At 70.8% G+C, this 16,471-nt stretch carries 19 protein-coding genes; 9 read left to right on the forward strand and 10 right to left on the reverse strand.

Annotated elements, in window-relative coordinates; all coding sequences use genetic code 11:
• Window positions 1-50 precede the first annotated feature (50 nt).
• From KYX17_RS11260 to KYX17_RS11270, 3 genes are read left to right on the forward strand one after another with little or no spacing between them, the layout of a single operon-like run.
• The gene (locus tag KYX17_RS11260) at window positions 51-551 is read left to right on the forward strand and encodes a phosphoribosyltransferase (RefSeq protein ID WP_243227296.1); all 501 of its coding nucleotides are present in this window, start codon (window positions 51-53) and stop codon (window positions 549-551) included.
• Window positions 552-554: 3 nt separating this feature from the next.
• Window positions 555-1,247, forward strand: a complete 693-nt coding sequence (locus KYX17_RS11265; RefSeq protein ID WP_243227066.1) for a uracil-DNA glycosylase — start codon at window positions 555-557, stop codon at window positions 1,245-1,247.
• Window positions 1,248-1,257: 10 nt separating this feature from the next.
• Complete coding sequence (locus KYX17_RS11270) at window positions 1,258-1,866, forward strand: GNAT family N-acetyltransferase (protein ID WP_243227067.1); 609 nt, start codon at window positions 1,258-1,260, stop codon at window positions 1,864-1,866.
• Between the two features lie 5 nt (window positions 1,867-1,871).
• Here the strand turns inward: KYX17_RS11270 and KYX17_RS11275 are convergent, their stop codons facing one another.
• The 6 genes from KYX17_RS11275 to KYX17_RS11300 form a co-directional block, all read right to left on the reverse strand.
• On the reverse strand, window positions 1,872-2,663 hold the full coding sequence (locus tag KYX17_RS11275) for an ABC transporter ATP-binding protein (protein WP_243227068.1): 792 nt from the start codon (window positions 2,661-2,663) through the stop codon (window positions 1,872-1,874).
• The gene (locus KYX17_RS11280) at window positions 2,660-3,454 is read right to left on the reverse strand and encodes an ABC transporter ATP-binding protein (RefSeq protein ID WP_243227069.1); all 795 of its coding nucleotides are present in this window, start codon (window positions 3,452-3,454) and stop codon (window positions 2,660-2,662) included. The genes KYX17_RS11275 and KYX17_RS11280 overlap by 4 nt, the downstream gene beginning before the upstream one ends.
• The gene (locus tag KYX17_RS11285) at window positions 3,451-4,344 is read right to left on the reverse strand and encodes an ABC transporter permease (protein WP_243227070.1); all 894 of its coding nucleotides are present in this window, start codon (window positions 4,342-4,344) and stop codon (window positions 3,451-3,453) included. Before KYX17_RS11285 ends, KYX17_RS11280 begins: the two co-directional genes overlap by 4 nt.
• Window positions 4,341-5,294 carry an ABC transporter permease gene (locus tag KYX17_RS11290; RefSeq protein ID WP_243227071.1) on the reverse strand — a complete coding sequence of 318 codons (954 nt, stop codon included), beginning with the start codon at window positions 5,292-5,294 and terminating at the stop codon, window positions 4,341-4,343. The genes KYX17_RS11285 and KYX17_RS11290 overlap by 4 nt, the downstream gene beginning before the upstream one ends.
• Window positions 5,291-6,793: an ABC transporter substrate-binding protein gene (locus KYX17_RS11295; protein WP_243227072.1), complete on the reverse strand. Its 1,503-nt coding sequence runs from the start codon at window positions 6,791-6,793 to the stop codon at window positions 5,291-5,293. Before KYX17_RS11295 ends, KYX17_RS11290 begins: the two co-directional genes overlap by 4 nt.
• Window positions 6,794-6,907: 114 nt before the next feature.
• Window positions 6,908-7,834: an alpha/beta fold hydrolase gene (locus KYX17_RS11300; protein WP_243227073.1), complete on the reverse strand. Its 927-nt coding sequence runs from the start codon at window positions 7,832-7,834 to the stop codon at window positions 6,908-6,910.
• 96 nt (window positions 7,835-7,930) lie between these two features.
• Here KYX17_RS11300 and KYX17_RS11305 point away from each other — a divergent pair, with 96 nt between their 5' ends.
• Genes KYX17_RS11305 through KYX17_RS11315 form a run of 3 tightly spaced genes read left to right on the forward strand, consistent with a single transcriptional unit; the run spans window position 7,931 to window position 9,642 of the window.
• Complete coding sequence (locus tag KYX17_RS11305) at window positions 7,931-8,407, forward strand: carboxymuconolactone decarboxylase family protein (protein ID WP_243227074.1); 477 nt, start codon at window positions 7,931-7,933, stop codon at window positions 8,405-8,407.
• Window positions 8,404-9,123 carry a tyrosine-protein phosphatase gene (locus KYX17_RS11310; RefSeq protein WP_243227075.1) on the forward strand — a complete coding sequence of 240 codons (720 nt, stop codon included), beginning with the start codon at window positions 8,404-8,406 and terminating at the stop codon, window positions 9,121-9,123. The genes KYX17_RS11305 and KYX17_RS11310 overlap by 4 nt, the downstream gene beginning before the upstream one ends.
• Window positions 9,124-9,177: 54 nt before the next feature.
• Window positions 9,178-9,642 carry an SIP domain-containing protein gene (locus tag KYX17_RS11315; protein WP_243227076.1) on the forward strand — a complete coding sequence of 155 codons (465 nt, stop codon included), beginning with the start codon at window positions 9,178-9,180 and terminating at the stop codon, window positions 9,640-9,642.
• A gap of 106 nt (window positions 9,643-9,748) precedes the next feature.
• Here KYX17_RS11315 and KYX17_RS11320 read toward each other — a convergent pair whose 3' ends face one another.
• Genes KYX17_RS11320 through KYX17_RS11335 form a run of 4 tightly spaced genes read right to left on the reverse strand, consistent with a single transcriptional unit; the run spans window position 9,749 to window position 13,888 of the window.
• Window positions 9,749-10,195 (reverse strand): Fe-S oxidoreductase, encoded by a 447-nt coding sequence (locus tag KYX17_RS11320; protein ID WP_243227077.1) that lies wholly within the window; start codon window positions 10,193-10,195, stop codon window positions 9,749-9,751.
• Window positions 10,192-11,010: an arginase family protein gene (locus KYX17_RS11325; RefSeq protein WP_243227078.1), complete on the reverse strand. Its 819-nt coding sequence runs from the start codon at window positions 11,008-11,010 to the stop codon at window positions 10,192-10,194. Before KYX17_RS11325 ends, KYX17_RS11320 begins: the two co-directional genes overlap by 4 nt.
• A gap of 52 nt (window positions 11,011-11,062) precedes the next feature.
• A complete protein-coding gene (locus KYX17_RS11330; protein WP_243227079.1) occupies window positions 11,063-11,857 on the reverse strand; it encodes a PspA/IM30 family protein in 795 nt (264 codons plus the stop codon).
• Window positions 11,858-11,890: 33 nt separating this feature from the next.
• Window positions 11,891-13,888, reverse strand: a complete 1,998-nt coding sequence (locus KYX17_RS11335) for a TPM domain-containing protein (protein WP_243227080.1) — start codon at window positions 13,886-13,888, stop codon at window positions 11,891-11,893.
• Window positions 13,889-14,012: 124 nt separating this feature from the next.
• Between KYX17_RS11335 and KYX17_RS11340 the strand changes: the two genes are divergently transcribed.
• The 3 genes from KYX17_RS11340 to KYX17_RS11350 are packed head-to-tail and all read left to right on the forward strand — an operon-like array spanning window position 14,013 to window position 16,440.
• Window positions 14,013-14,849: a DUF3097 domain-containing protein gene (locus KYX17_RS11340; RefSeq protein WP_243227081.1), complete on the forward strand. Its 837-nt coding sequence runs from the start codon at window positions 14,013-14,015 to the stop codon at window positions 14,847-14,849.
• Window positions 14,850-14,870: 21 nt separating this feature from the next.
• Window positions 14,871-15,599 (forward strand): tRNA (guanosine(46)-N7)-methyltransferase TrmB, encoded by a 729-nt coding sequence (gene trmB, locus KYX17_RS11345; RefSeq protein ID WP_243227082.1) that lies wholly within the window; start codon window positions 14,871-14,873, stop codon window positions 15,597-15,599.
• Window position 15,600: 1 nt separating this feature from the next.
• The gene (locus tag KYX17_RS11350) at window positions 15,601-16,440 is read left to right on the forward strand and encodes a CPBP family intramembrane glutamic endopeptidase (RefSeq protein ID WP_374208939.1); all 840 of its coding nucleotides are present in this window, start codon (window positions 15,601-15,603) and stop codon (window positions 16,438-16,440) included.
• Window positions 16,441-16,471: the final 31 nt, after the last annotated feature.

A 16,471-nucleotide genomic window follows, 5' to 3' on the forward strand; every position in this document is an offset into this window, starting at 1 on the left:
TACACCGCGCCGCGCTCTAGGCTGGGACGGTGACGAACGAGGAGAGCGCCGTGGCGCCCGAACGCGAAACGCTGACCTGGGACCTGTTCGGCGAAGCGAGCCGCGACATCGCCCGCGACGTGATCGCGGCCGACTTCGTGCCCGAGGTCGTCGTCGCGATCGCCCGCGGCGGACTGCTACCGGCCGGAGCGATCGCGTACGGACTCGGTGTGAAGAACTGCGGCGCGATCAACGTCGAGTTCTACACCGGCATCGGCACCGTGCTGGAGGCTCCGGAGCTGCTTCCCCCTGAGCTCGACATGACGTACCTGAACGGGCGTCGTGTGCTCCTGGTCGACGACGTCGCCGACAGCGGCCGCACACTCGATCTCGCCGTGCGCCTGCTCGTCGAGCGCGGCGCGGACGTGCGCTCGGCCGTGATCTACACGAAGCCGACGACGATCATCCAGCCGGACTTCAGCTGGAAGAACACCGACCTGTGGATCGACTTCCCCTGGTCGTGGCAGGGTTCGGTCATCGAAGAGGACCAGGGCCTTCCCGGCTCCGCCTGACCGATGGCCAAGACGCTGCCCGAGCTCGCCGCGGCCGGTCTCATGGATGCGGGCTGGGCCGAAGCCCTCGCCCCGGTGGCCGCCGACATCGCCGCGCTGGGGGAGCGGCTGCGTGAGGAGGCGGCTGCCGGACGCTCCTACCTGCCCGCCGGAGATCGAGTCCTGCGCGCCTTCCAGCGCCCGCTCGAGGGCGTCAAAGTGCTCATCGTGGGGCAGGACCCGTACCCGACGCCCGGCCACCCGATCGGTCTCTCGTTCGCCGTCGACGCGCATGTGCGGCCGATCCCGCGCAGCCTCGCCAACATCTACCGCGAGCTCAACGACGACCTGGGCGTCCCGCCGGCGGCCCACGGTGACCTCTCGGCGTGGAGCGAGCAGGGCGTCATGCTGCTGAACCGGGTGCTGACCGTCGCGCCGGGCGCGTCCGCATCCCACCGTGGCTGGGGCTGGGAGAAGGTCACCGAGCACGCGATCCGCGTCCTCGCCGAGCGTGGAGGACCCCTGGTCGCGGTGCTCTGGGGGCGGGATGCGGCGGGCCTCACCCCGATCCTCGGCGACGTGCCGAGTATCCAGTCGCCGCATCCGTCGCCGCTGTCGGCCAGCAGGGGATTCTTCGGATCGCGTCCGTTCTCCCGGGTCAACGAGCTGCTGATCGCGCAGGGCGCCACGGGCATCGATTGGCGTCTTCCCGCGTAGGCTGGGCGCCATGCTCGAAGAGGAATACCAGCGCCGTCGGCGGCTTCCGCGACACCTGCGCCGCCAGGCTCCGCCCGAGCGCGGCTTCGAGTTCCGCATCCGCGAGGCGACGACGGCCGACATCCCCGACATCCGCGAGATCTACAACTACTACGTGACCAACTCCGTGGTGACCTTCGATGAGAAGAAGTGGTCGCTGGCGAAGTGGCGGGAGAAGTTCGATCATCTGCGCAAGCTCGAACTGCCGTTCCTGGTCGCGGAGAGTCCGTCGGGGCAGATCCTGGGATACGCGCTCGTGCAGCCCTGGGCGGGCAAGTCCGCCTACCGCTACACGGTCGAGGACTCGATCTACCTCGGTCAGGCGGCCTCGGGCAAGGGGCTGGGAACCGCTCTCCTGGCGGCGCTGATCGAGGCCTGCGAGAACAAGGGCATCCGCGAGCTCGTCGCGGTCATCAGCGACAAGGGCGCCGAGGGCTCCATCCGCCTCCACGAGAAGCTCGGCTTCACCGAGGTCGGGCGCATGGGACGCGTCGGGTTCAAGTTCGGGCGCTGGCTCGGCACGGTCTACCTGCAGAAGTCGCTCAAGCCCAAGAAGAAGCGCGGTCTGTTCTCGCGCTGACGTGCTCAGGCCTCGGGGAGCGTCGGGACAGAGGCCAGCAGCCGCTGCGTGTACTGCGCGCTCGGATGCTGCAGGACGCGCGAGGTCGGGCCCTCCTCCACCATGCGGCCGTCCTTCAACACGATGACGCGATCGCAGAGCGCCTGCACCACACCGATGTCGTGGGAGACCATCAGCAGGCTCAGGCCGTCGCGGCTGCGCAGACGGTCGATCAGACGGATGATCTGCGCGCGCACCGTCACGTCGAGTGCCGACAGCGGCTCGTCTCCGACGAGCAGGCGCGGGCGGTGCACGAGGGCGCGGGCGAGAGCGATCCGCTGACGCTGTCCGCCCGAGAACTCGTGCGGGTAGCGCGCGGCGGCATCGGCCGGGAGGTCGACGTCCTCGAGCACCTCGGTGACGCGCTTCTCGCGGTCGCCCGCGATGCCGAGGGCCCACAGCGGCTCTCCCACGATACGGCCCACCCGCATCCGAGGGTCGAGCGACGCGTACGGGTCCTGGAAGACGATGCCCGTCTGGCGCCGGAGCCAGTGCAGCCGGCGCGCGGATGCGGTCGGGTCGACGTCGCGGCCCTCGAAGCTCACGGTGCCGGAGGTGGGGGTGTCGAGCGCGAGCAGGAGACGGATGAGCGTCGACTTGCCCGAGCCCGACTCGCCGATCACGCCCAGCGACTCGCCCTCGTGCACATCGATGTCGACCCCGTCGAGCGCGTGCGTCAGCCCTCGCGGCGCGAGAGGCGCGGTGCGCGGTGCGCGGTAGGTGCGCGAGAGACCGCGGCCGGAGAGCAGGGCCGTCATCGCTCCTCCTTCCCGTCGGGCCGCCACAGGGTCGCCCGCGCGTCGCGCAGCAGTCCCTGGGTCGTCGCCGAACGCGGTGCGGTCAGCAATGTCGACACCGGGCCCTGTTCGACGATGCGGCCGCGGTCCATCACGACGGCGTGCGTCGCGATCTGCGCCAGCACCGCGAGGTCGTGCGTGATGAACACGAGCGACATCCCCGCATCCGCCACGAGTGTGCGCAGCAGGGCGAGGATCTCCGCCTGGATCGTCACATCGAGCGCGGTCGTCGGCTCGTCGGCGATGAGCAGGCCCGGATCCAGGGCGAGAGCCATGGCGATGGCCACCCGCTGACGCTGTCCGCCCGAGAGCTGGTGCGGGTAGCGGTCCACGATGCGTTCGGGCTCGGGAAGTCCCACGCGCCGGGCGCCGGCCACGGCGACCTCGCGCCGTGCTGCGCGGCCGAGGCCCCGGTGAATACGGGGTGCCTCGGCGATCTGGCGTCCGACCGTGCGGATGGGGTTCAAGGCGCTCTGCGGCTCCTGGAACACGATTCCCACCTCGTCACCGCGGATGCGGGCGAGCTCCCGCTCGGGCGCGCCGATCACCTCGCGGCCGTTCAGGAGGATGCTGCCGCTCGCCGTCGCTCCCTCGGGAAGCAGCCCCAGGACCGCGAGCGCCGTGAGCGACTTGCCCGATCCGGACTCGCCGATGATCCCGAGTCGCTCGCCGTCGGCCACGTGGAAGCTGAGCCCGTCGACCACGCGGACGCCGTCGATCTCGATGACGAGCTCGGTCACCTCCAGGCTCATGCGACGACCTCCGGCAGATGGGTGCGCGCACGCCGGGCCGACCCGCTGCGGGTGCGCAGCGTCGGGTCGGTGGCGTCGCGGAGTCCGTCGCCGAGCAGGTTGAACCCGAGGACGGTGGCGGTGATCGCGAGACCGGGCCAGAGGACCGAGAGCGGATAGACGGTGAGGTACTGCTGGAGCTGCGACAGCAGCACCCCCCACGACGGATCCGTCACGGGCGCTCCGAAGCCCAGGTAGCTGAGCCCCGCCTCGGCGAGCACCGCGACCGCCATCGACCAGGACAGCTGCACGATGAACACGGGAGCCACGTTGGGCAGCAGGTGCCGGGTGAGGTTCTGCCATCCGGAGAGGCCCGACGCGCGCGCCGCCACGACGAAGTCGCTGTGCAGCGCCCGACGCAGCTCCGGTCGACTCACCCTGGCGATGTTGACACCGAAGCCGATCCCCACCGACCACACGACGACGGCGAGCGATCCGCCCCACACCGCGGAGATCATCATGGCGATCAGGAGCACCGGGAAGGCGACGAGCATGTCGACGAGAACCGCGACGGACTCCCGCACCCAGCGGTGGGTGAGGGCGCCGAGCGTGGCGAGCGAGAGCCCCACGATCGTCGCGATGACACCAGCGCCGACGGCCACCGCGACCGTCGTGCGCGAGCCCGCCATGAGGATGCTCAGGATGTCTCGACCGGTCGCATCGGTGCCGAGCAGATGCGCCGGACTTGGGCCCGCCCACCGACCGGCCACATCCGCGGCCTGCGGGTCGTATGGCGTCCATAACGTGGCAAGGGCGGCGACCGCCAGCAGGGTGAGGACGATGACCACGCCGGTGACACCGGCGGGCTCGGACAGCAGCCGACGCCACCACGAGCGACGAGGAGCACTCATGCCGCAGACTCCCTCTGACGCGGATCGATCGCGCGGTGCACGAGATCGACGATGAAGCCGACCACCAGCACGAAAGCCGTGAGAGCGAGCAGCTCGCCCTGCACCATCGGCAGGTCGCGCGCAGACACGTCGCGCACCAGCATCCGTCCGACGCCGGGCAGCGAGAACAGCTGCTCGATCACCACGGCGCCCACGATGATGCCCGCGACCTGCAGTCCCAGCACCGTCACCACGGACAGACCGACGCCCGGCAGCCCGTGCCGGACGAGTGCTCGCGTGCGGGTGAGGCCCTGCGAGGCGGCTGTGCGCACGTACTCCTGTCCCATGGCCTGCAGTGTGGCGCTGCGCACGAATCTCAGAAGCATCGCGCCCTCCACGATGCCGATCGTCAATGCCGGCAGCACGAGCGAACGAAGCGCCGCCCCCGGATCGCTCCAGCCGTCGCGGGGAAAGCCCTGCGCCGGAAGCACACCCCACCAGACCGCGAACACGACCACGAGCATCATCCCGGCCCAGACCACGGGGACCGCCGCCAGCGTCTGAGCGCCCACGCCGATGACGGTGCCGCCCAGCCGTGAGCGCCGGAGCGCCGAGACGACGCCGAGCGGTCCGGCGAACAGCAGCGCGATGATGAGCGAGAGCCCCCCGAGCGGAAGGGTGACCTGCGCCTTCTCGGCGAGCTCCGCGGACACCGGCGTTCCGGTCAGCAAAGAGGTGCCGAGGTCGCCGCGCAGCACCCCGCCGATCCAGTCGAGGTACTGCGTGGCAAGAGGCGCATCGAGATTCAGCCGGTCACGGATGGCGGCGATCTGCGCCGGCGTGGAGTTCGTGCCGCCGATCAGCTGCGAGACATCGCCCGGCAGGATGCGCAGGGTGAAGAAGATGATCACGCTGGCCACGACCAGCCCCGCAGCGAGCAGGGCCAGTCGCATCAGCGCGTATCGGATCACCCGTCGCTCTTGCCGAGCTCGGTCACGTTGAGCCGCTCGTTGACGTTGACCGAGGGGAAGCCCGACACGTTCGTGCCGACGGCGACCACGCTGGCTCCGTTGTACAGCCAGTCCGCGCCTGCATCGTCGGAGACGATGCGTGCCGCCTGAGCGAGAAGCTCCGCCGCCGCCTCATCGGTCGTGGCCGCACGCGCCTGCGCGTAGAGCTCGGTGACCTGCGGGTTGTCGTAGGTGAAGTAGTACTGCGGGTTCGTCCAGTTGATGAAGTCGCGCGCCTCGGTGTGCAGCACGAAGCTCAACTCGTAGTCGTGGTTCATGTAGACGTCGTTCAGCCAGGTCGGGAAGTCCACCGAGTCGACCTTCAGGGTGATGCCGACGGCATTCAGATCCGAGACGAGCAGCTGCGAGATCGTCGCCGGATAGAACGAGGGGATCGTGAGCGTCAGCGTCGTGTCCGAGGCGCCGGCGTCAGCGAGGAGCTTCTTGGCGGCGTCGGGATCGTACGGAGCGACCTCCGACAGGTCTTCGTAGCCGGGGTCGAGGGACGGGATCGGGCCGTACATCGTCTTGCCCGCGCCGAGCGCCTCGACGAAGGCGTCGTGATCGATCGCCTGGCGGATGGCCTGTCGCACGCGCTTGTCCGCGAGCGGGCCGGACGTCTGGTTGAAGGCGAGCGTGCCCTTGTCGGTCGAGTCGCCGACGACGAGCGAGAAGTCGCCGTTCGCCTCGATCTGCGTCTTCAGGTTCGCATCGAAGCCCGTCACCACGTCGACCTCGCCGGCGAGGGCGGCGTTGAGGGCTGCTTGATTGTCCGGGATGTAGTCGAAGACGACCTCCGCCGCCTTGGCGGGCGTGCCCCAGTAGGCGGGGTTGCGGGCGAACGTGATGTTGTCGCCGCGCGTCCAGCGCTCGAGCGTGAAGGGGCCGGTGCCGTTGGCTGCCGTCTGATAATCGACGCTGTCGCCCTCCTTGAGGATGATGCCGGCGCGGCCGCTGAGGTTCCACAGCAGCTGCGAGTCGGGCTGGGAGAGAGTCAGCGTGATCTTCTGGCCGTCGGCCGTCACGCCCGTGACGTTCGCGAGGTTTGCGGCGTCGACCCATTCCGCGTTGTCGCGGTGCTGCGTCAGCGAGGAGACGACGTCCTCGGGGGTCAACGGCTGACCGTCGTGGAAGGTGACGCCCTCGCGCAGCGTGAAGGTGTAGGTCAGGCGGTCGTCCGAGACGGTCCAATCGCTGGCCAGCGCCGGCACGATCTCCTGCTCCGGCGTGCGTGCGACGAGGCCCTGGTACAGGTTGTCGATGAGGATCTGGTCCAGCGCGGAGCCCGAGGTCTGACGGATGTCGAGGTTCGTGGGCTCGAGCGCGAGCCGCACGACGACGGAGGAGTCCGCATCCGGGGAGCCCGTCGGCGTCGGCGTCGTCGAGGCCGTGCAGGCGGAGAGGGAGAGGACGGCGGCGGCCACGAGCGCTGCGAGGGCGAGGGGCGTTCGGCGATGCATGGGTGGTCCTTTCCGCGGACGCGGGGCATGGAGGGAGGACGGGGCGGTGCGGTGTACCAGCCTAGATCGCCGCCGGGGCTGGGGGAGGCTGCGTCACGTCACAATTCGACTGCGTCATCCTTCCTCGACGATCCGACGCAGCAGGGCCGCGAGTCGATCCGGGATCTGCTCGTGAACGTTGTGGTGCGCGGGCACGACGATCACGTCGGCATCCGGACGGCGCACGCGGAACTCCTCCGCATTCGCTTCGGTGACGTATCCCGCGTCGCCGCGCACGAGGGTGATCGGCCCGCGCACGGCGGCGAGGTCGTCCCATCCGCTGACGGCGAGAAGCTCTCGCATGGCGTCCGGCGCCGAAGCCCCGGTATCGGATGCGGCCGCCGCCGCGAGGTGGGCGAAGTGGTGCTTCCACTCCACTCGACCGTCGGGGCGCACGCGCGAGTTCAGGTACACGCCGCGCGCGGCTGCTTCGCGCGAGCCGCCGAGCCCGAAGGACAGTGCTCGCTCCACGAGCTCCTCCCGGTCGGCCCAGTCCGTCGGGCCGGAGAAGAACGCGCGCATCTGCGCGGGGCCTGCGGCGGGATCCACCCCGGGGGTGAGGTCGATGAGCACGAGGCTGCGCACAAGGTCGCCGCGCGCCGCCGCCACCGCGGTCGCGGTGAGCGCGCCGAGGGAATGCCCCACCAGCACCTGCGGGACCCGGGTCCACGACTCGAGGGCGGGCACCACATCCTGGGCGAGCGTGCGCGCGACGTACTGCGCGTCGTCACGCCACGAGGAGTCGCCGTGCCCGGCGAGGTCGATGGAGAGCGCGGGAAGCCCCAGCGCGAGGATCGTGGTGTCCCAGGTGTGCGCATTGAGGCCGGCGCCGTGGAGGAACGTCACGACCGGGGTCTCGTCGCCGTAACGGAGGGCGGAGAGCGTCCTGCCGTCCGGCAGCGTCAGATTCCGCCGTTCGGCCGTGGGCAGCGGCCCCGTGAGTCCGAGGCTCTCGGCCTGGGCGGGCAGGAAGGAGAACTCGTCGAAAGCGTCGTCGGTCACCCCCGAATGCTACGGCGCGCGCTCCGATAGTGGGCGCGTACGCGTCCCATTCCGGAACCGCGCCGTAGGGCTTCCGGCGTGGGTAGGGTGGGCCGCATGGGTGATCAGCGGCGCGTGCACCTGTCGAAGGCGGCACCGGAGGTCTATCAGGCGATCGACGCGATGGCCAAGCAGGTGGGCGCGCTCGCGGCGGATGCCGGCGTCGAGCCGCGGCTGAAGGAGCTCGTGCAGCTGCACGCCTCGCAGCTCAACGGCTGCGCCTACTGCGTGCGGGTGCACCTCGACCGGGGCATGAAGGCGGGTCTCGACGTCGACACCGTCGCGCAGCTGCCGACGTGGCGAGAGTCGGGCGTCTTCACCGACCGCGAGCGTGCGGCGCTGGAGCTCACCGAGTCGCTCACCTTCATCCACGAGGAGGGGGTCTCCGACGAGGTCTACGACCGGGTGGGGTTCGTTCTCTCCGAGGCCGAGTACGTCGCCGTGAGCTGGATCGTCGTCTCCATCAACGCGTTCAACCGTCTCGCCATCGCCGGGCGGTATCCGGTGCCGCCGCGCACCGCGCCGACACCATGAGCGAGCCCGGCGGTCTCATCGCCGGAGCCGTCAACTTCCGCGACATCGGCGGGCTCCCCGCGGGCGGGAGGATTACCCGCAGCGGCGTGCTGTTCCGCTCCGGCAACCTCGCCCGTCTGGACGAAGGCACCCGCCGTCGCATCGCGGGGCTCGGCCTGCGGCGCATCGTGGATCTGCGCGACGACGACGAGGTGCGCACTGATCCCACCTTCCTCGGAGCGGATGCGCCGGAGACCGTGCGCGTGCCGCTGTTCCTCGGGTCCGTCGCATCCTTCTTCGTCGAGGACGTGAGTCTGACAGCGATGTACGACCGACTCGTCGACGACGCCGCCCCCGCGCTCGCCGCCGTCGTGCGCGCGGTGGTGGAAGCGCAGCCCGTCCTCGTGCACTGCACGGTGGGCAAGGACCGTACCGGAGTCTCGATCGCGCTGATCCTCGCGGCGGCGGGTGTCGACGAAAACGCCGTGGTCACCGACTACGCCCGCACCGCCGCATCCTTGCCCGTCGCGCGCAACCGTCGAGTGGTGGCGTGGCTGCGTGCGGCCCACCCCGAGGCCCGCCATGCCGAGGAACTCGCCACGGCGTCGCCGGCGCCGGTCATGCGAGCCCTGCTCGGTCGGCTGCGGGCACAGTACGGATCGGTCGGCGAGTACCTCTCCGCCGCGGGGGTCCCCGACGCCGAGCTCGCTGAGCTGCGCCGCATCCTGATCGCGTAGCGATCCGCCCAAGGTGAGGCATACCTTCCTTGACGGGCGTATACTCGCCTCATCATGCCCGAGAACGACGTCCACAACGCGAACGCGTGCCGTGCGTCCAAGCACGCCCGCGCGCAGCACCTGGTGACCGCTGACGAGTCGTCCCTGGACGACCTCGAGATGCTGCTCGCGACGCTGCCGATGTGTTCGACCGGTCGGGTCTTCGTCGAGGTTCCGGACGCGGCGCACATCGCCGAGATCCGTGTCCCGGCCCGCATGACGATCACGTGGTTGACCCGCGACAGCCGCTCCGGCGCTCCGGGTACCGGACGCTCGTGCGCGCCGGGCGAGGCGCTGAGCCGGGCGGTCGTGGCCTGGGCCGACGAGATGCTGTGCGACGACGACGGATGCGGCACGGCGGTCACTCTGCTCGGGGGATACCTCGGTACCGCCGACATCTTCGACCACCTCGTGGAGCGCCGCGGGATCGATGCCACCCGCATCCACACGCCTGCCCGCTTCGGGCTCGCTACCGCCTGAGCGCGCCGTCTCCGGCGCGTCCGCTGCGCAGGAGAAATCCCCTCGACAGGACGATCGGCCTGGAATCCTCCTGTGGGACGGATATCTCCTGTTGAACGGAAGCGGGTCAGCGCGGGATGTAGTTACCGTCGGCGAGACCGGCTTCGATCTCGAAGCGGTTCCGCAGCGGGTCGCGCCCGGCGATGCTGTACAGGATCGGCATCAGGATCCCGAACCGGCGCCACTGCCGCTCGTGCACGGACTCGTGCGCGATCAGCCGGTCGTCGATGCGGCCGTCGCCGGTGAGGAAGCAATGCCCCACGCACACCCCGCCGCGCGGGAACGCCCACGACGGCATCCCGCGGAACACGAACAGACGGCCGTGTCGCTCGATACGCCCGCGGCTCCACAGCGTTCCCCAGACCCACCCCACCGCACATCCATAGGCGTAACCCAGTGCGCTGACGGGCGAGTCCAGGAGGAAGGACGGGATCCAGCGCTCCAGGGCGCGTGATCGTGCGACCGCGCGGTCGGCCCGCTGCCGCCACCCGGCGGGCGGCCTCGCGGCACTCACGCGAGGGCCCCGACCAGTCGCAGGAGTGTACCCATGTCGTCGGTCGCGGCGGCGGGGGATGCGGGGGCGAACCCGGCGAGCGAGGCGCCGGCCAGCGGCACCGCGTCGCGCAGCGCCTTCAGAGCCGCGACCAGTTCGGCCAGCGAGGCGCCGAAGGGCTCGGAGTCCTTGACGCCGGGCATCTCTGCGGGGTCGAGCGCGTCGACATCGACATGCACGTGCACGGCATCGACGCCGAGCTGCTGGACGGTCCGCGCGAGGACGGCGGGATCGGAAAGTGCGGCCGCATCGATCACGGTGAGGCCGTGCGCGGCGATGTACTCCTGCTCGGCGTCGTCCATGGCACGCGCGGCGACGAGGACCACATCGGCCGGCGCGACGGTGCCCGGGGGCAGCGCGAGATCGGGCGCACCGTCGCCGAGCGCGGCGCGCAGCGCCATCCCGCCGAACGCGTGAGAGGCAGAGGACTCCGGCGTATGCAGATCCGGATGCGCATCGACCCAGACGACCGCGATCCGCCCGGCGCGCGCCGAACGCTCGACGGCGGCGACGCCGACGGCGCAGTCGCCACCGACCGTGAGCGCGCGCTCGTCGGACGCGGCGAGGGCGTCACGCAGATCGTGCTGCACCTGGCGCAGCGCGCTGTAGCGGTGCACGCCCGTGTCGAGCGCCTCTCCCGCACCGAGCGGAACCGGCACGTTCGTGCATGCCGCGCGCGGCAGATCGCCCGCGATGGCTTCCGCACCGTCCACGAGCTGCATCGCGCGTGCGGAGGGTGAACCCTGCCACACGGGTGTGATGAGGAACCGTGTCATCTCGACTCCCGGATGGGGGAGGGGCCGCGCTCCGCGCGGCCCCTCCGTCTTCTCACTGCTGGTGCTGCTGGGGCAGCTGCTGCTGCTGGCTGAGTTCGTCGCTCGTCGCGCCGGCGCCGAGCGCGCCCTGCGTGGACCCGCCCGCCTTCAGCGCGGCCAGGCGCGCCTCGACCTCGGTCAGCTCACCGACGTCCTCGAGGCTCTCGAACTGGGCGTCGAGGCTGGATGCGGCGAGCTCCGCCTTGCCGGCGGCCAGTGCCTCCTGGCGACGGATCTTGTCTTCGAAGCGGCCGAGCTCGCTCGTGGGGTCGAGGACGTTGACGCTCTTGATGGCGTCGTGCACCTTGTTCTGGGCCTCGGCGACCTTCGCGCGGGCGAGGAGCTCGCTGCGCTTGGAACGAAGCTGCTCGAGCTTCTGCTTCATGCCGTTGAGGCCGTCCTTCAGCTTGTCGACGACCTCGGTCTGCGCAGCGATCTGCGGCGCGGATGCCTTGGCCTCGTTCTCTTCGGAGATCTGGCGCTGCAGGGCGATCTTGGCGAGGTTGTCGAACTTGTCGGCGTCGGTCGTGTTGCCGGCGCGGCGCATCTCGTCGGCGCGACGACTGGCCGCGAGCGCCTTGCTGCCCCACTCGGCCGCCGCCTGCACGTCCTCCTGGTGGTCGCGCTCGAGAAGGCGCAGATTTCCGATCGTCTCGGCGATCGCCGCTTCTGCGTCGGCGATGTTGTTGGTGTAGTCGCGGACGAGCTGGTCGAGCATCTTCTGCGGGTCCTCGGCCTGGTCGATCATCGCGTTGATGTTCGCCCGGACGAGGGTCGAGATGCGTCCGAAGATGGACTGCTTGGCCATCGTGTTTCCTTTCGTCGTGGTTCGTGAAGTCCGTCAGAATCTGCCGCCGCTGCCGCCGCGGGAGCCCCCGCCGCCGAAGCTTCCGCCGAAGCCACCGCGCGAGCCGCCGCCCCCGAAGCTGCCGCCCCCGAAGCTGCCGCCCCCGAAGCCTCCGAAGCCGCCGCCGCGTCGGCGACCGCCTCCCAGTGCGGAGCCGATCAGGATGCCGCCGAGGAGCGCGCCGAAGTCGCCCCCGCCGCCGGATCCTCCGGAGAAGCCGGAGACGTCCGACTGGGCGGCGGAGATGGCGTCGGACGCGAGGCGCGCGGCGCGCGAAGCCGCATCCAGCGCCTGCTCGGGCGCTGCCTGAGCCTGCTGCTCGGCCAGGGCGAACGATGCGCGGGCGTCGGCGAGACGCGTGCGGGCGGTGGCACCGATCGCACCGCGTCTGGCGGAGATGAAGTCCTCGGCGGCACCGATCTGCGCCTGCGCGTGTGCAAGCGTCGGCGGCAGCACCTGGCGAGCGTGCTCGGCGCGCGCCGCCGCGTCGCGTGCGGAGCGAAGGAGTGCGTCGAGTTCCTCGTCGACCCGCTGCAGCGCCGCGAGCGCTGCCACGGGGTCTTCGGCCGGCGCGTCGAGCTGCGCGCGAGCGGCGGCGGATGCGGCTGCGAGCCGACCGTCGGGGTCGGGCAGGGTCTCGGCGGCGGCGATGTCCCGTGCGAGTTCGGCGCGCAGCGCGGGGATCTCGGCGGCGGCGCCGGCGATGCGGTCACCGTGCGCGCCGACCGCATCCGCCAGCTGTCGCGCCTGCGCGATGGCCTGTTCGGCGGTACGCAGGGCGACGGCGGCTTTGCCCGTGTCACCGGTGGCGGCCGCGGCATCCGCCGCAGACAGTTGGCCATCGGCGAGAGCGAGCCGGTCCGCTGCCTGTGCCGTGTTGTCGGCGATGGTGCTCAGGGCCGCGGCCGGGTAGGTGGCCGCGAGCTGGGCGAAACGCTCCTCGGCGTTCTGAAGGGCGGTAGTCGCCTCGGCCGGCGCCGAGCGGAGGCGTTCCCGGGTGGCCGGAAGATCCTGTTCGATGCGTCGGAGGTCGGCGAAGGCGTCCAGCTGGGCCTGCACTCGTGCGCCGGCGGTCGACGCGAGCTGCAGCGTCTGCTCGTGCCAGGCGCGCACCTGCTCGTCGGTGTCGGGGATCTCATCGTCGAGCTGCTGACGCACGGTGAAGGCCTGCTCCAACTCCGCGCGTGCCGTCGTCAGAGCGTCGCGCAGACTTCTCGTGGCCTCTTCGCCGAACTGCGCGGCGGCGAACCCGTGCTCCTGTTCCGCCTCTCGCAGGGCGTCGTCGGTGGCGACGAGAGCCGCGGCCGCGCGCTTGCCGAGATCCTCGGTGCTCTCCGCGGGACGGGATGCGGCGCGCCGCCGAGCCGCGCGGATGACGAAGTATGCGCCCACGGCCACCAGCGCCAGAACGGACACGACGATGATCACGATGCCCACCGCACCGCCGGAGCCGGAACCCGAACCGGACGAACCCGAGCCGGGCACACCGCCGCCGCCGGAGTCGCCACCGCCTCCCGCGCCGCTGCGGGCCGCGGACATCCCGTCGGCGGCAGCGATGGCGGCGCCCGCCCAGTCACCGTTGCGCAGGGCCGGATACACCCAGTCCTGATCGACGGCGGTGATCTGGCTCTCGCTCAGCGGGCCCGAGGTGTCGCTGGAGATCCAGTACTGGCGGGCGTCGACGGCGATGGCCAGCAGGTACTGGTTGGGCCCGAGGCCGCCCTGCTCTGCGGTCCGGGTCGCCCAGTCCTCGGCATCCGACGGGTTGCTGAAGCGGTCGACGTAGACGACCCACAGGTTCAGGTTGTCGGTCTCGGCGAGGCGTTCGAGGCGGTCCTCGACCTGGGCGCGCTCCGCGTCGCCGAGGACCCCCGCTTGGTCATTCACGTACGACGCGCCGAGCTCCACCGGCGGCGTTGCGGCAGCCGGGGCCGCGACCAGGAAGACGGCGGCCAGCGCGGCCACCAGTGCATATGCCCAGCGCGGTCGCATCGATGGCCTCCCTCGGGGGCGGACTCCGCCCTCGTCCGAGTCTATTAAGGGCGAGTCTGTGTACGCCATGGATGCGGGTCGCTGCCGGATGTGCATGCTCGCGCTGGTTACGCTGCTCGGCGTTATGGATGATCGGTACCCCACGGATGTGCTCGCCGCCGGCTGGCGCGAGCGGAACGCGAAGACCCTCGCCGAGGTCGCCGCCGAGCGCGACACGGTGGTGGAGGTCGCCGAGGACGGATTCTGCGGCGCGGTCACGGCGGTCGAAGGCGGACTCGTCCAGCTGGAGGATCGCACCGGCAGGCGACGCATGTTCTCGCTGGGCCCGGGCTTCCTGATCGACGGGGTAGCCGTCCGACTCATCGCGCCCCCCGTCGCCCGGGCCACCGGCGGGCGCGCGCGCACCGCATCCGGATCGTTCGCGGTCGCCGATCAGCGCGCGCGCATCGCCCGCCCGAGCCGCATCCTCGTCGAGGGCAAGCACGACGCCGAGCTCGTCGAGAAGGTGTGGGGGGACGATCTGCGGGTGGAGGGCGTGGTGGTCGAGTACCTCGAGGGGATCGACCTGCTCTCGGACCTCCTCGAGGCGGAGCCGCCCACGGCCGAACGTCGATACGGCGTGCTCGTCGACCACCTCGTCGCGGGATCGAAGGAGTCGAGGATCGCGGCGGATGTCGCGCGCGGCCGGCACGGTGCCCACGTGCGCATCGTGGGGCACCCGTTCATCGATGTGTGGCAGTGCGTCACACCGCGCGCGGTCGGGATTACGGCCTGGCCGGAGGTGCCGAGGGGGATCGACTGGAAGACCGGCGTCTGTCGGGGACTCGGCTGGCCGGCGCGCGACAAGGCCGATCTCGCACGCGCGTGGCAGCGGATCCTCGCGAGCGTCCACAGCTATCGCGACCTGGAACCGGCGCTGCTGGGGCGCGTCGAAGAGCTCATCGACTTCGTGACCGCCTGAGGCCCTTCGTATCCTGGGAGGATGACCGATCCCGCATCCGGCGTCTTCCGCGATCGCCCCGTCTCGTTCGTGCGCCGCAGCGGGAGGATGTCCGAGGCTCAGGAGCGCGCCTGGTCCGAGCTCGGGCCTCACCTGATGCTTCCGGTCCCGCGAGACAACGCCGCCACGTCCGTCGCCGCTGACGCGCACATCGACGTGGCGGCGGTGTGGGGCAGGCAGGCCCCGCTGATCGTCGAGATCGGCTCGGGGCAGGGTCACGCCATCGTGCACGCGGCGACCACGCGACCCGATACCGACTTCCTCGCGGTGGAGGTCTTCCGCGCGGGACTCGCGCGCACGATGCTCGACGCCGATCGCGCCGGTGTGGGCAACCTGCGCTTGGTCGAGGCGAACGCCCCCGAGGTGCTGGAACACCTGCTGCCGGCGGGGTCAGTCGATGAGGTGTGGATCTTCTTCCCCGACCCGTGGCACAAGAAGAAGCACACGAAGCGACGCTTAGTGAAGCCCGATGTCGTGCCCACGCTCTCGCGCGCGCTCCGCCCCGGCGGCATACTGCGCCTGGCCACCGACTGGGAGGACTACGCGCTGCAGATGCGCGCCGTGCTCGATGAGGCGACGACGTTCGACCGCGCGTTCGAGGGGGACTGGGCGCCGCGCTTCGAGGGCCGTGTCGTCACGGCCTTCGAGCGCAAGGGCGAGCGAGTCGGGCGCGCGATCCGCGACCTCGCCTACCGGCGATCGGGCGGCTGAGGTGCCCGCCGCGGACACGGTCGGTCGCACTCCGCTGCGGGCGTGGCCGCTCACGGCCTCGCTGCTGGTGGCGCTCGCCGCACCGGCGTTCTTCGTGCTGCTCACTCCGTGGCTGGGGTGGACCCTGCTCGCTGCGGGGCTTGTGACGGCCTGGTGGGCGGATCGGCGTCACGGGCGCGAAGCGTCGCTGCTGCGCGATCTATCGCTCATCGCGGCGGGGATGCTGATCGTCAGCGCCATCCCGCTGGCTGCGGAGCTCGATGACGCCGCGATGGTGCGATTCACCCTCGCGCTGGGGGGAGCGGTCGCGGTGCCGTATCTCGTGTCGCGGTTCGTCTACCGCGACCGCGCGATCCGCTTCCCGTGGCGCGGGGGCGGGCGCTGGACGCGGTTCCAGTGGATATGGCTGGTCGCGGTGCTCATGCTCGGCTGGCTCATCCTGCCCTTCTACTTCATCAGCTCCGGCGTCTATCAGAACTGGCCCGTCGTCGACGCGCCCGATCTCATCGCCCGCCTCTTCGTCGGAGTCGGAGCGGTCGGGATCTGGGACGAATTGTTCTTCATCTGCACCGTCTTCGCGCTCCTGCGCCGGCATCTGCCGGATCTGACCGCCAACCTCGTGCAGGCGATCGTCTTCGTCTCCTTCCTGTGGGAGCTCGGCTACCGCGCCTGGGGGCCGGTCCTCACGATCCCGTTCGCGCTGCTGCAGGGCTACATCTTCTTGCGCACCCGTTCGCTCGCCTACGTCGTCACGGTGCACCTCCTGTTCGACGCGGTGGTGTTCGGGGTGCTCGTCCACGCACACAATCCCGGTCTGCTCGACGCCCTCTTCTTGCTCTGAGCCCCTGCTCAGACGGCACGGGTAGGCTCGC

It is taken from the genome of Microbacterium sp. CIAB417 (assembly GCF_022788845.1).